The following is a 14211-nucleotide window of genomic DNA, read 5'->3' on the forward strand; positions in this document are numbered from 1 at the left end:
AGGCTTGCGGGCCGTCTTTCTTCTTTCCTTTTTTCCCACTGCCAAGCAGAAGAAAGCCGAAAAAAAAAGAGCCGGCCGAGAGGTGTTAACCCTCTCAAAACTAAACAAAAGAACGAAAGGAAGGAAATCGATAAGTGAGCTTACTCGAGCTCCTTAGAAAGGAGGTGATCCATCCGCACCTTCCGGTACGGATACCTTGTTACGACTTCACCCCAATCATCTGTCCCACCTTCGGCGGCTGGGTCCCAAAAAGGGTTGCCTCACCGACTTCGGGTGTTACAAACTCTCGTGGTGTGACGGGCGGTGTGTACAAGGCCCGGGAACGTATTCACCGCGGCATGCTGATCCGCGATTACTAGCAATTCCGGCTTCATGCAGGCGAGTTGCAGCCTGCAATCCGAACTGAGAATGGCTTTCTGGGATTCGCTCCACCTCGCGGCTTCGCTGCCCTTTGTACCATCCATTGTAGCACGTGTGTAGCCCAGGTCATAAGGGGCATGATGATTTGACGTCGTCCCCACCTTCCTCCGGTTTATCACCGGCAGTCACCTTAGAGTGCCCAACCAAATGCTGGCAACTAAGGTCAAGGGTTGCGCTCGTTGCGGGACTTAACCCAACATCTCACGACACGAGCTGACGACAACCATGCACCACCTGTCACTTTGTCCCCCGAAGGGGAAAACTCTGTCTCCAGAGTGTTCAAAGGATGTCAAGACCTGGTAAGGTTCTTCGCGTTGCGTCGAATTAAACCACATGCTCCACTGCTTGTGCGGGCCCCCGTCAATTCCTTTGAGTTTCAGCCTTGCGGCCGTACTCCCCAGGCGGAGTGCTTAATGTGTTAACTTCGGCACTAAGGGCATCGAAACCCCTAACACCTAGCACTCAACGTTTACGGCGTGGACTACCAGGGTATCTAATCCTGTTTGCTCCCCACGCTTTCGCACCTCAGCGTCAGTTGTAGGCCAGAAAGTCGCCTTCGCCACTGGTGTTCCTCCACATATCTACGCATTTCACCGCTACACGTGGAATTCCACTTTCCTCTCCTACACTCAAGTCCTGCAGTTTCCAATGACCCTCCACGGTTGAGCCGTGGGCTTTCACATCAGACTTACGAGACCGCCTGCGTGCGCTTTACGCCCAATAATTCCGGACAACGCTTGCCCCCTACGTATTACCGCGGCTGCTGGCACGTAGTTAGCCGGGGCTTTCTCGTGAGGTACCGTCAAGGTGCCGGCCTGTTCGACCGGCACTTGTTCTTCCCTCACAACAGAACTTTACGATCCGAAAACCTTCATCGTTCACGCGGCGTTGCACCGTCAGGCTTTCGCCCATTGCGGATGATTCCCTACTGCTGCCTCCCGTAGGAGTCTGGACCGTGTCTCAGTTCCAGTGTGGCCGATCACCCTCTCAGGTCGGCTACGCATCGTCGCCTTGGTGGGCCGTTACCCCACCAACAAGCTAATGCGCCGCGGGCCCATCTTCCAGCGGGAGGAGACCGAAGTCTCCGCCCCTTTGACAAGCCGCTCATGCGAGCCGCTTGATCATCCGGCATTAGCCCCGGTTTCCCGGGGTTATTCCGGCCTGGAAGGCAGGTTGCCCACGTGTTACTCACCCGTCCGCCGCTCATTCCACAGGTTTTGCCCCGAAGGGCGCTGCCTGCTTCCTGCGCTCGACTTGCATGTATTAGGCACGCCGCCAGCGTTCGTCCTGAGCCAGGATCAAACTCTCCGATAAATCGTCGAAGTTTGAACTTCTGACATCGCGAAGCGGGATGCTTCGCTTTCAAAACTGAATCTGGCTAAAGATTCTTTAATAATAAATTGACAGAGAATGATTCATTCTCTTTTTTCCTTCACAATCGTCTTTTGTTTAGTTTTCAAAGGGCAAATCACAGCGCCGCCTGTTTTTGGCGACTTAATAAATATATCATTTTCAGCATATGAAGTCAATGCTTTTTTCAACGCATTTTTCTTCGCAATGCTTTAATTAATTTTCGCCTCATCAGCGACAAATAATAATATACCAAACCAGCTTACTCCTGACAACCTTTTTCAACAAATCTTTTTGATGCTTTTTAAAGCTTGGCGTCAGCGAAGTACAAAAAAGCTGGAACCCGGAATATAAAATATATAATTTCGGCGACTTGATACATTATATTGATTTTGACTCCCGAGGTCAAGACGATTAAATAAATTTGTAATTTCATTCGTCTGAACCCTTCTCTTCTTCGCCTTGGTAAACTTTTTGAATTCTAAACTTCATTATAACAACTTTTCATTTAGTACAGGTCACTTCCAGTCGTTTTTTATTATCAGGCTTTTAAGTCGTTTTCACAGCTGCCGCTCTCCCCATTCTGAGACCGGATAGATCTTCACAGGTGTCTGACCGTTTCATATAAGAGAAATAATATGCTGGCTCCTTTCCATCTACTGTGCTTCCGGCTATTGAAAGTCAATAATATGAAAATCCTTAGCATCTACCTCCAAACTCCCGGGGTTCCGGCACCCGGATTATGAAAGCGGAAGAACTCTTTTAAAAAAGGTGGGGCAATGCATATTCATATTAGTTTTTGGCATTCAAACATATTTCCGGACACGTGAAAATTTAAGCTTTGGTCGTGTTTAATGGAGTTATTGAAGAGCGGCCGCCGCACTCCCGCCTGACCGCGGAGATGGAAGCTGCATAGTTCATCTGCCGGTTTACAGCGGGTTTTCCTGTAATAGCAGCAGCGAATACGCTTCTTACAGAAAAAAGTAAATGTGAACCCTGTTGCTGGTCTGCAGGCTGTACCTTCCCTAAAAAAGCTGGAAGGAAAGAACTATTGAGTTAATTTATAAATATTTAACTGATTTACACCAAATGAGTGCAGGTCCGCGAATGCTGCAGAGACAAATTTCAAAAGAGGAATTGACAATTAATATTTACACGAAGTATGCTAATGTTAACCTTATTTAAATAAGGTTAACATTAAAAGGAGGAGAGTTTATGACTGCCACAAAACCAAAGGTCCAGACCGTACATATTACATATGCAGCCATGTTCATCGCGCTTATGGCTATCGGCGCTAACCTTACCGCTTTCATTACACTTGGAGGAGTCCCTCTGACCTTTCAAACAGTCGTAGCTGTGCTTGCCGGTATTATACTCGGCAAAAAATTAGGTACTCTTGCCATAGCCGGCTACATCCTGCTCGGCCTTACCGGTGTCCCTATCTTTGCAGGCTTCTCTGGGGGCGTTTCCGTACTCGCATCTCCCACTTTCGGTTTCCTCGTTTCGTTTTTGTTTATCGCTTTTTCTTCAGGATTTGTTATGGAGTTGATGAAAACTAAAACGAAAAGCGGCTTTTTTATAGCGGGCTTAACCGGACTGCTTTTCAATTACGGCATAGGAGTTCCTTATTTGTATTTCTACACGGTAACGATTCTTGGAGTGACCGACACAAGCTTCTTGCTCATCGCAGGAGGAATGAGCGCTTTCTTCATTAAAGATCTCATTCTTGTCTTTTTTACTGCTGCTTTGGCTGCTCAGCTGTATTCCCGCAGGGCGATTCGCCCCGTATGGCAGCAAGCAGCCTGATTTAGAGGTATTATTCGCAGGTTCGCGAAATACAAAAAGGCCGGCCCCATGATGGGACCGGCTTTTTTAATGGAAAATGACTTATTCGACAGTTCCGCCTGCTTCTTCAATTTCTTCTTCAAGCATATCAAGAATCATTTCCGCATCATCTCCACCATTTTCACGGTAGTAATCACGGACAGGTAGAGCGAGTTCACGGAAAGCGTCTCTCTCATCTTCAGACAGCTCATAGATTTCAGTAGGATTTTCATCGTCATCTTCGATTTGTGACAAGAATTCATCATTCTGTTCCTGTTGGATATCGAAACCTCGCTGGCGCATCTCTTCGATAGATTCATCGATAATACCCTGCGTCGCTTCATCCAGACCTTCGTAAAAATCAGGATTAACAGTTGTCATTGTAACGTACATATTATGGTTGGATATCGTCATGTGATCCTGAACTTCGTTAAAGTTGGCGTCTGCAATGAAGAAAATAGGATTTTCCTGACCTTCAACAGCTCCCTGCTGAAGACCGGTATAAAGCTCGCCCCAGCTCATGGCAGTTGGGTTAGCTCCATACGCTTCATACGATTCCAGAATTAGTGGAGACTCCTGAGTACGCATCTGGAAGCCTTCGAAATCTTCTGGTGTACGGAGTTCTGAATTACCAGTCCACTGCATAGCCCCTTCTGTCCAGAAGGATAGTGGCATGATTCCCTGTTCTTCATACTTCGCTGCGAGGTGCTCGTTAATTGCTTCAGAATCATTTAAGATCTCCTGGTTTAATTCCTGATCATCTGTAAACAGGAACTGAAGGGCAAAAATATTCCCCTCCGGAACTAAAGTACCTGTGAAACCTGGAGAGATAATAGCAAACTCAACAACGTTGCCTGTTAACTGTTCCACCTGGTCTACTTCACTTCCAAGTGCACCAAACTCATATACATCTATTTCTAAAGCTCCGTCTGACTTCTCGCTTACGAGATCAGCAAACTCCTGTGCATATACATATTGAACCTGGCCCTGTGTTTCTTCAACTACAAAACGCCATTCCTGAGGTTCCACATCAACAGTTTCTCCCTCACCATCATTTTCTGCTCCTGCATCGGCGTCATTTCCTTCTTCGTTCGTGTTTTCTCCGCCGTTGCCTCCATTATTTCCTCCGTCGTTTCCACCATTATCTCCTCCGTCGTTACCGCCGCAGGCTGTAAGAACGAGACCTAAAGTTAATGCTCCTGTTAGTAAACCCGTTTTTTTAAACATCTGTTTACATACCCCCAAAAAGAATTTTTTATATATTTCAAAGACCTTTCCTATTCCAGCTTAAAATAAATTAAGCAGGAATAGAGAAATATCTTCAAAAACGATTACCAGAACTGACGTAAACAGCAATATGACAATATAGGGCGGTGTCCCTTTTATAACTTCTAAATAGGATTTGTTGAACACCGCACTGGCCGTGAATATATCGACTCCAAACGGAGGTGTTGCCGAACCAAGGGCCGCCTGGAAAACAATGACGACACCCAGGTGAATCGGATCGACGCCGGCCATCGATGCCACAGGTGCGAATATCGGCGTCAGAATAAGAATTACCACAATCGGATCGACAAACATACATCCGACGAAAAAGAAAATCGCTACAATAATAAGTACATTAAGCGCTGTTGGATCGGCCGGTAAAACTGCATCCGTCAGCATTGTCGGGATTCTCGCAAAGGAGATTACCCATGAAAAAGCCTGACCGCCTGCTACAAGTACAAACACCGCGGATGTTACTATCCCGGAGGACAGAGCAATATCCGGAATTTCCTTCAGTTTAATCGAACGGAAGATAAACACTTCCAAAATGAGTGCGTAGAGGACGGAAACTCCTGCTGCTTCTGTTGGTGTAAACTGCCCTGTATAGATACCCCCGATAATAATTATCGGAAATCCAAGAGGCAGCAGCGCTTTAACAAACACACTTCTCTTTTCCTGCCATGTTGCTTTATCCGCCAGTGGAATGTTGTAAATTTTCGCATGAATATAAGCGTAGATGGAAAAGAAAATAAAAATAAGTACACCGGGCCCAATACCCGCAATAAATAGATCGCCTACCGAGGCATCAGAAACAAGTGCATAAATGATCATCCCGATACTCGGTGGAATAAGTAATGCTACGTCACTGGAGTTGATAATGAGTGCGATAGCACTCGAATCTTTATACCCTACTTTCAGAAGCCTCTCCCTCATCGGTTTACCAATCGCTACTACTGTAGCCTGGGTTGATCCTGAAATAGAACCAAACATTGTACAGGCAGCTGCTGTCGTGATCGCGTAACCGCCGCTCATGTGACGGACGAAAGCACCGACAAAATCCAGAAGCTTCTGGGAGGTTCTGCCCGATGTCATAATATCAGCTGCAAAGATAAACAGCGGCACAGCTAGTAGTACATAAGAAGATATACCTTCCGCCATCTGCTGAATCATTATTGTCGGATCGAGCCCTTCCATGAAGAACAGAATCATAATGAGCGGTCCGGCAATAAGCGGAATCATCATTGGAAAACCGAGCAGCAGCGTAATGACCATTACCCCTAATAATGTCCAAAGCATAATTTGTCCCTCGCTGTTCTTATAAGATTTTCGTTACTGTTCGTCATAATCTTTTTTATCCTGAGCAAGATAAATTTCTTTATGAATAATGTTCATCCACATATTGCGCAGGAATTGGAGCCCTCCAAGAAAGCAGCCAATCGGTATGGCAGCTACCATGAGCCAGAATGGAAATTGCAGAGCCGCAGTTGTCCGGCCGGTTTCATAAATGCCGTAGACATAAAGCGTGGCAAAATAACCTACAGCAAACAGTACAATTGCTGTAACGAAAGGAATGATAATCGCCAGCGTCTTTTTAACAGGTCTGGGTGAAAGGTCAAAAAATGCCGACATACTTATGTGTCTGCCTTTTCTTGCCGCATAGCTGATGCCGATAAAACTGGCAACGATAACAGACAATCTGCTGATCTCTGCCGCAAAATGCCAGCTGCTCCCTGTAATCATTCGATAAACCACATTTCCGAAAGTCATTACAGATATAACAATAATCGCCCATTTAAGAATGAATTTTTCCAATGTATGCAGCCCGGCATCCAGCATTCCAAAAAATTTCATTATTTTGCCCAAATCCCTGTCCCCCCTTTAATTACTTTAATTTGTCCTGGAACGAAGGAAGGAAACAAATATATTTGTTTCCTTCTCTGACGCTCTAATTAATTAACCCCATTTATAAATATGTAATGTAATCGATGAGGAGCCTATTAAATAGGATAATACATGTTCTGTAAAGATTCAAAACTCATATAGGTACAAATACGCCCCTAAGAGAAGACTACCCCCACTTTCCTTTATTCACCTGCTTACAACGCTGGTTTTTATCACCACATAGAATGAAATCGTTTTCTTGAACTCCACGTTAAGATGGCTCTCTCCGCTCGATGAAGATAGCTTATGAGTTCTTATATGACACTTTAATCAGCCAAGTTCTTTACCCTTGAATCCATCCTCGCAAATTTTCTCGTTTTTTTCTTCCAGTGCCAAATATTCCGGGATGTTTCTCCCAGTTTGAAAGAAGGAGATTGTATTTATGAAGAAAATAGAAATACTACACTCCTATAAAATAATATTCTTGATACCTCGAGTAAAGACCTGCCCCTTTAGATCTATTTTACATAAATAATACAATAGTCCTACGTTACAGATTATCTCTTTAATTATAGCTCTGTTAAAGCTTTAACAGAGCCTTAATTATCGTTGAATCTCATCTACAAGCGTTTTTATCAGGAAATATACGAACCGTTATAATCAAATCAACTGCATTTAAACGCCATATTTAAAAGAAACGAGGAAAGCTGGCCTCTGCTGATGGAAATCACTTTTGATGTTCACCCCCTCTTTTTTATCACGACATACGAAATTTATTCAGCTGTAATCATATTCCAAAAATTTGATTTTCGAATTTATCAGCCGGCTGTTTTAGGAGCTGTTCTTCCGGTTATGATATAATGGTAAATACGCTTATAACTATACAGCACAAGGAAAGGAAGATCCTTGCACATGGCATTTTTTTCTAATTTTCCCTTATTAGTAGCACTATTTACAATTGGATTTGCACAATTTATTAAGGTCCCGCTGCAGTATCTCGCTACACGAAAAATTGACTGGAAACTGCTTACAAGCACCGGCGGGATGCCAAGCTCTCATTCTGGAGCAGTTACTGCTCTATCTACTGCCCTTGCAATTGAATATGGGGTGGGCTCTCCCTACTTTGCTATTTCCGTTGTCTTCGGCATTATCGTCATGTTTGATGCCACAGGTATTAGAAGACACGCCGGTGAACAGGCTACGGTAGTAAATCAGCTTGTAATGGACTTCACTAAAATAAGGGACGAAATGAAGCATTGGCCGGAGAAACAGGAAGAAGAGAAGCGGAACGAATTAAAAGAACTTCTCGGCCATCAGCCTATTGAAGTATTTTTTGGAGCTATACTCGGAATTATTCTTGCTGTTTCCCTTCACTTTATTTTTCAGGCATAAAAAAAGCTGTGCGTGCCCTTTTGGCATGCACAGCTTTTTAAGCTGAGTGTTCTTATAGGAGCACTTGTCAGATGGAAACGGGATATCCTTAAGCAACGGTGAAAACCGAGTTACTTTAAAACATCTGATAACCTCTTACCCGAAGCATTCTGATAGCTATACCAGCAAGGACAGCACCGCCCATTCCTGCAATAAGAATAACAACGTCCGCGGCCGTTAAAGATCCGAGCGTAGTGCCCAGTCCGGAGAATGAAGCTGCCGGGGAAGAGAAGTAATTGAAAAATCCAGCATCATCGACTATAAACAGAATAACAATTGGATAAATTACAGCCATGACCCAAGTGGATCGAAGCAGCATATTTAAAATAAATCCAATACCAAAAAAGAGTACAAAATATAAAAGTACGGCAATAATAAGCTGTGGTAAATTTAACACTCGTGGAGTCCCCCTTCATGCAGTCAAAATAAGTTTACTGAATTGAAAGAGAGACGTCAAACACGAAATACTATTTAGCTTTTCCCGTGCCGTGACAGCTGCTGCATGTTTCGGATCCGCCAAGCAGAAGCTGATGGTACCCTCTCCCTGTGCAGTAAGAACATTGGGAGCGTTTCAAACGTTTGCGCTGATACATCTTTTTCACCTCGCACCTATTTATCTGATATTTCTGATAATATATCAGGATATTCCCGGTGTCAACGCATCAGCTTGAACAAATATGGTTTTCTGAATGCTGACAATAAAAAAAGTCCGGAGGAATAAACAAAATTCCCCCGGAACTTTTATAGAAATAAATAAAGGTTTTGGTCAAGCATAAATAAAATTTTTCAACACAGACCTCGTATTACTGATTAAAACATTTTCAGCTTGCCTTTTTTAATGACCAGAGGCATTCCGCCGAGGAGGAACAGATAACGGTTATCGATCATTTTCTTTACAGCGGATGCAGAATTCCCGTAAATTTTTCGTGTACCGACAATTCCGATCGCCTCTTTACCGCCGAGAGAAGCAACAGTCCCTTTAATATCCGGAGTAAACTGCTCCATCTCTTTCTTGCCTTCCACGAGCGCTTTCAGATTGTTCGCGCAGGCAGCTCCCTGCTGAATTGCAATCTGTGCGGTCGGCGGGTATGGACGCTCTGTCTCCTCATTGATAATGAGGGCACAGTCACCGATGACGAAAATGTCTTCATATCCCGGTGCACGAAGGTCCTTTTCGACTTTGATACGGCCGCGCATGGAATCAAATCCGGAGTCTTCAATAACTGGATTTCCGCGCACGCCTGTAGTCCAGACGATCGTATTTGTCTTGATTTCCGTATCATCATTCAGGATAACACTGTCTGCCGTCACTTCTTTAATAGGCATACTGATTTTAAACTCAACGCCGCGGCTCTCCAGCACATTCATCGCATACTCAACGAGCTCTTCGTCAAAACCGGGAAGTGCAGTCGGAGCTGCTTCAATGGAAAGAATTCGTACTTTTTCACGCGGAATATCGTAGTATTCACATAATTCCGGGATCCGCTCAGTCATTTCCCCGGCAAACTCAATCCCTGTAAATCCGGCACCTGCGATGACGAAAGTGAGTTTGCCGTCCTGATCCGCTGCCTGTTTATTATAGCTGGCAAACTGATACTCAATATGTTCTTTAATTAACCGGACGGAGTTTACGCTGCGGATCGCAAAGGCATGTTCTTTTACACCTGGAATACCGAAAGTCTCTGGAATAGCTCCAAGACCTACTACGAGATAGTCGTAGTCGAGCACCATTTCATCAAGCACGACTTTCTTCTCGTCCTTCTTGATTTCTTTTACATCACCTTTAATAAAATTAACTTTTTTAGTGTCGATAACGCTGTCGATTTTCATACGTGTCTTATCGTGATGCATAGTCCCTGCAGCAGGTTCATGAAGCCATGTAGTCTGGTAGTGGTAATCATGGCGGTTGACAAGGGTAATTTCAGCATCTTTTGCCACCGTGGATTTTTGAAGGCGGGAAGCGACAATCATGCCGCCGTAGCCGGCGCCAAGAATTACTATTTTCGGTTTATTCATTCTGCACTCACTCCAATTAATATATTTTCGACGCTACAGTTTTTGTACCCTTTTAAGCGGATATGTACACCACCCTTATGTGATTCATTTCACGTATAAATTTATAGAAATGCACAGCTGGTTGTAAAGCGTACATAAGCATCCTATTTGATTCCCTCTCCAATCATAGGACGTTTCCCTGCCCTTTTCAACTACTTTTTGAACATCTCATGAACTTTTTCAATTCTTTTCTTTCAACTTTTTTACATGCTGACCAGGATATGAAATACAGGGCGCATTTCCTCGTTTAATTTCGTTGATTCCTTCCACATGATAGATAAGTGAAAAGGCTTTCACTATCACCTCTTTTACCTGCTGCACTCTTTTTATGCTTTGAGGCTTTTACAGGCAGGAACCTTTTCAATTATCTCTGAAACGTCTATAATTGGTTAGTAGAACAAATATATCGCGGAGGTGTCAATATCGTGTCACAGGATCGGGAAATTTATGATATTACAATTATCGGCGGCGGGCCCGTTGGTTTATATACTGCTTTTTACGCCGGTCTTCGGCAGATGAAAGTGAAAATTATCGAAGCAATGCCCCAGCTCGGAGGTCAGCTTTCCGCTCTTTATCCGGAAAAATACATTTATGATATCGCAGGCTACCCGAAAGTTCTGGCCCAGGAACTCGTCGATAATCTCGTCGATCAGGCAATGCAGTTTGAGCCGGAAATTGTCCTCAGCGAATCCGTTCAGGACATTGAAAAAGACATTGAAGGGACTTTCACTCTTCGAACAGATAAGGATGAACATCTTACGAAAACCGTAGTTATTGCTGCAGGCGTTGGAGCTTTCCAGCCCCGCCGTCTCAAAATTGAGGGAGCGGAACGTTTTGAAAACGCCAACCTTCATTATTTCGTTAATGACATTAACCAGTTTGCCGGGGACCGTGTCGTGCTTGCCGGTGGAGGCGATTCTGCGGTTGACTGGACGCTGATGCTTGAAGACATCGCAGAGGAAGTTACGATTGTACATCGCCGGGATACTTTCCGTGCGCATGAACACAGCGTTAATCAAATGGAAGAATCACAGAAAATTAATGTAAAAACACCGTTTAATGTCGATGAGATCCATTACGATGACAACCGCATTACCAGTGTAACGCTGAAACACAAAGACGGAGAAGAAACAGAACACGTAAACATCGATTCGCTTATCGTCAACTACGGCTTCGTCTCCAATCTTGGTCCGATCAAAAAATGGGACCTCGACATTGAAAAAAACTCCATTGTTGTTAATTCCAGCACGGAAACGAATATCGAAGGCATTTACGCCGTTGGAGACATTGTCACTTATGAAGGTAAAGCCAAGTTGATTGCTACCGGCTTCGGCGAAGCACCAACAGCTGTAAACAAAGCAAAAGTGCATATTGATCCGAAAGCCAAAGCCACCGCCGGACACAGTACAAGCCTCTTTTAAATGGGATGAAAAGAGGAACCGGCTTTATAAAAAAAGCGTCATGACAATTTTTTCGTCATGACGCTTTTTTGTGCGAAGCGTTAAAGGCTCCTTTAACAGCTTTCCGGCTTTCCGGCATTCGTTGCTGTTTTAAAAGAAGCTCCGCAGCCGCAGTTTGCAATTGCGTTCGGGTTATCGAGCGTAAATCCGCCGCCCATCATGTTTTCTTTATAATCGATCTTCACCCCATCAAGCATCGGAGCACTTTCTTCATCTATAACGAGGGCAATTCCATTGATGGTAATCTGCTGGTCATCTTCATGTACTTCTGAATCAAACCCCATACCATAAGAAAGACCGGTACAGCCTCCGCCCTGCACGCCTACGCGCATGTAGTTCGCTTCTTCACTGTCGCTCATCATCTGCTTAATCTGTGACGCTGCAGCTTCTGTAATCGTAATCATCTATATAACGCCTCCTTTTTTCAACTTGTCTACTAACAGTATAACAAGTGAGGTTATATGCTTCAAATTTCCTGAACTTGTATCTATCGTTTGGCAACCCCGTTTCGTTGGTGGTAAGATAGAAAGAGTTTCGTGCAGCGAATGAGACCGCACACTTTAACATGATAAAGGCAGGGGATAAACATGAGTACAATTTTACTGGACGATAAACTGCAGGCAATTCAGCAGAAAGTACAAAACGGCGAACGCCTGACTATCGAAGATGGATTGACGCTTTATGAAACACCTGATTTACTGACAGTAGCCCAGATGGCCAGCCAGGTTAACGATAAGAAAAACGGAGATAACGTTTATTTCATTGAAAATTTGTATATAAATCCGACTAACGTCTGCGAAGCAAGCTGCTCGTTCTGCGGTTTCAAACGCAAACCCGGCGAAGAAGGTGCCTATACGATGCACGAAAAGGAGCTCCTCGAATATGTAGAAAAAAGATGGAGCGATGGTATCCGTGAATTTCATATTGTGGGGGGACATAATACGGATGTGCCGTTTGACTATTACTTAAATACTGTACGCACTCTGAAAAAACATTATCCGCAGTGTTCCATTAAAGCCTACACAGGAGCGGAAATAGAGTTTTTTGCGCGTCATTCCGGTCAAACAATGCGCCAGGTGCTTGAACAGCTGCAGGAAGCAGGGCTCGATACTCTTCCGGGAGGCGGAGCAGAAATACTCACAGAAAATTACCGTGCTAAAATGAGTCCCGATAAAGCCTCTACCGACCAATGGCTGGAAGCTCACGAAATCGCCCATGACCTTGGTATGAAAACGCATGCTACGATGCTTTACGGATCGATTGAATCAAAAGAAGAGCGGCTTATTCATATGGACCGCCTGCGTCAGCTTCAGGATAAAACAAACGGTTTTATGGTATTTATTCCACTTGCTATGCAGCCGAGAAAAGCGACTGCCGGATTGAAACGCCGCACATCCGCCTATGACGACCTGCGCACCGTAGCAATCAGCAGGCTCATGCTCGATAATTTCGACCATATTAAAGCTTACTGGATTAATATCGGCGTGCAGCTGACTCAGATGTCCCTGGCATTCGGAAGTTCAGACATTCACGGCACGCTGGTTGAAGAACGTATTTCCCACGCCGTTGGTGCTCTTACTTCCCAGAGCCTGACACGAAGTGAACTTGTCCACATGATTAAAGGCGCTGGAAAGACACCAGTAGAGAGAGACACCTTCTACAATGTTATTAAAACTTATTAATTAAAAAAGGAAAGCCTTTTCCCGGCTTTCCTCAAAGAAATATAGAAGGCTTTCATGACTTCCTTGTTATGAAAGCCTTCTGCTGTTGATTAAGTCTGCCGATAATGCCACAGGCTCCAAAAAGCATGCAATTTCAACAACCCTGTACAAAAAAGGCCCTTCTCCCGAAAGTTCCAGGAGAAAGGCCCTTTTTTATCAGTTATGCGGCTGCGAAGAAATGCAGAACTTTTACTGCCCTGCCGATTAGCGGAGGCTTTCATCAGCCCAGAAATAATCATCATCTGCCTCTATGATCGTCATCGTCTGAAAGCAGCAAGGGAAATTCAAGCGTGTTTTTACTCCCTCTTTCGCACGGGATAAAGCTTCAGGCTTCATGTAAGTGAGTACATTTTCTTCCCCGCAGTAGGGACAGGTATCCACATAAATTTCACCCATCTGCTTTTCATAAGGCAAAGTATGATCAAAAGGAATGGCCATGAAAACTACCCCACTTTCTAAAACATTGGATTTTCTTCCAAATGCTGATAAATATTATCCAGCAGCTCATCATTTGTTTCGCCGGTAACCATGTCGCCGTTCACCAGCGCATAGCGGCTTCGTGCACACATACCGCAATAACTTAAACATCCGTACTCAATGACATCGAGATCCGGATCCTTTTCCAGTTCTTCCATAACAGCCTGCGTTCCGCTGGCCAGGTTACTGATGCAGAACTCTATAATTGGTTTCATTACTTTTCACCTCTTCACGTTCGTCATCGTTTATGCTAAGGGGGACAGCTTTATTTGTCAACAAGTCAGCTTGTGCCGGAGGACTTTCCTCCAGTATCAAAACGCTTTCAA

At 44.4% G+C, this 14211-nt stretch carries 13 protein-coding genes and 1 rRNA gene; 4 read left to right on the top strand and 10 right to left on the bottom strand.

All coding sequences use genetic code 11. From position 1 onward, the window contains the following. Positions 1-157: 157 nt before the first annotated feature. Positions 158-1734, bottom strand: a 16S ribosomal RNA gene (locus FTX54_RS13595). 1251 nt (positions 1735-2985) lie between these two features. Between FTX54_RS13595 and FTX54_RS13600 the strand changes: the two genes are divergently transcribed. Continuing rightward, positions 2986-3576, top strand: coding sequence for a biotin transporter BioY (locus FTX54_RS13600; RefSeq protein WP_246125649.1), 591 nt, complete (start codon positions 2986-2988; stop codon positions 3574-3576). 81 nt (positions 3577-3657) lie between these two features. Here FTX54_RS13600 and FTX54_RS13605 read toward each other — a convergent pair whose 3' ends face one another. Genes FTX54_RS13605 through FTX54_RS13615 form a run of 3 tightly spaced genes read right to left on the bottom strand, consistent with a single transcriptional unit; the run spans position 3658 to position 6723 of the window. Further along, on the bottom strand, positions 3658-4821 hold the full coding sequence (locus tag FTX54_RS13605) for a DctP family TRAP transporter solute-binding subunit (RefSeq protein WP_147804281.1): 1164 nt from the start codon (positions 4819-4821) through the stop codon (positions 3658-3660). Positions 4822-4881: 60 nt separating this feature from the next. Further along, positions 4882-6156 carry a TRAP transporter large permease gene (locus FTX54_RS13610; protein WP_147804282.1) on the bottom strand — a complete coding sequence of 425 codons (1275 nt, stop codon included), beginning with the start codon at positions 6154-6156 and terminating at the stop codon, positions 4882-4884. A 33-nt stretch (positions 6157-6189) separates the two neighbouring features. Further along, complete coding sequence (locus tag FTX54_RS13615; RefSeq protein WP_246125650.1) at positions 6190-6723, bottom strand: TRAP transporter small permease; 534 nt, start codon at positions 6721-6723, stop codon at positions 6190-6192. A 930-nt stretch (positions 6724-7653) separates the two neighbouring features. Between FTX54_RS13615 and FTX54_RS13620 the strand changes: the two genes are divergently transcribed. Further along, positions 7654-8133 carry a divergent PAP2 family protein gene (locus FTX54_RS13620; protein WP_147804283.1) on the top strand — a complete coding sequence of 160 codons (480 nt, stop codon included), beginning with the start codon at positions 7654-7656 and terminating at the stop codon, positions 8131-8133. Positions 8134-8248: 115 nt separating this feature from the next. Here the strand turns inward: FTX54_RS13620 and FTX54_RS13625 are convergent, their stop codons facing one another. The 3 genes from FTX54_RS13625 to FTX54_RS13635 form a co-directional block, all read right to left on the bottom strand. Further along, positions 8249-8569, bottom strand: a complete 321-nt coding sequence (locus FTX54_RS13625; RefSeq protein ID WP_147804284.1) for a YuiB family protein — start codon at positions 8567-8569, stop codon at positions 8249-8251. Between the two features lie 70 nt (positions 8570-8639). Next, positions 8640-8765, bottom strand: coding sequence for a YuiA family protein (locus FTX54_RS13630; protein ID WP_187254600.1), 126 nt, complete (start codon positions 8763-8765; stop codon positions 8640-8642). A gap of 217 nt (positions 8766-8982) precedes the next feature. Continuing rightward, positions 8983-10188 carry an NAD(P)/FAD-dependent oxidoreductase gene (locus tag FTX54_RS13635; RefSeq protein ID WP_147804285.1) on the bottom strand — a complete coding sequence of 402 codons (1206 nt, stop codon included), beginning with the start codon at positions 10186-10188 and terminating at the stop codon, positions 8983-8985. A 464-nt stretch (positions 10189-10652) separates the two neighbouring features. Here FTX54_RS13635 and FTX54_RS13640 point away from each other — a divergent pair, with 464 nt between their 5' ends. Further along, positions 10653-11648 (top strand): NAD(P)/FAD-dependent oxidoreductase, encoded by a 996-nt coding sequence (locus FTX54_RS13640; protein ID WP_147804286.1) that lies wholly within the window; start codon positions 10653-10655, stop codon positions 11646-11648. A gap of 92 nt (positions 11649-11740) precedes the next feature. Here the strand turns inward: FTX54_RS13640 and FTX54_RS13645 are convergent, their stop codons facing one another. Beyond that, positions 11741-12091, bottom strand: coding sequence for a HesB/IscA family protein (locus FTX54_RS13645; RefSeq protein ID WP_147804287.1), 351 nt, complete (start codon positions 12089-12091; stop codon positions 11741-11743). A gap of 183 nt (positions 12092-12274) precedes the next feature. Between FTX54_RS13645 and mqnE the strand changes: the two genes are divergently transcribed. Continuing rightward, positions 12275-13369 carry an aminofutalosine synthase MqnE gene (gene mqnE, locus FTX54_RS13650; protein WP_147804288.1) on the top strand — a complete coding sequence of 365 codons (1095 nt, stop codon included), beginning with the start codon at positions 12275-12277 and terminating at the stop codon, positions 13367-13369. Between the two features lie 243 nt (positions 13370-13612). Here mqnE and FTX54_RS13655 read toward each other — a convergent pair whose 3' ends face one another. After that, on the bottom strand, positions 13613-13846 hold the full coding sequence (locus FTX54_RS13655; RefSeq protein ID WP_147804289.1) for a hypothetical protein: 234 nt from the start codon (positions 13844-13846) through the stop codon (positions 13613-13615). A 17-nt stretch (positions 13847-13863) separates the two neighbouring features. Continuing rightward, entirely contained in the window at positions 13864-14100 is a 237-nt protein-coding gene (locus tag FTX54_RS13660; RefSeq protein ID WP_147804290.1) for a YuzB family protein, read from the bottom strand. Positions 14101-14211 lie beyond the last annotated feature (111 nt).

It is taken from the genome of Alkalicoccus halolimnae (genome assembly GCF_008014775.2).
GTDB classification, from domain to species: domain Bacteria; phylum Bacillota; class Bacilli; order Bacillales; family Salisediminibacteriaceae; genus Alkalicoccus; species Alkalicoccus halolimnae.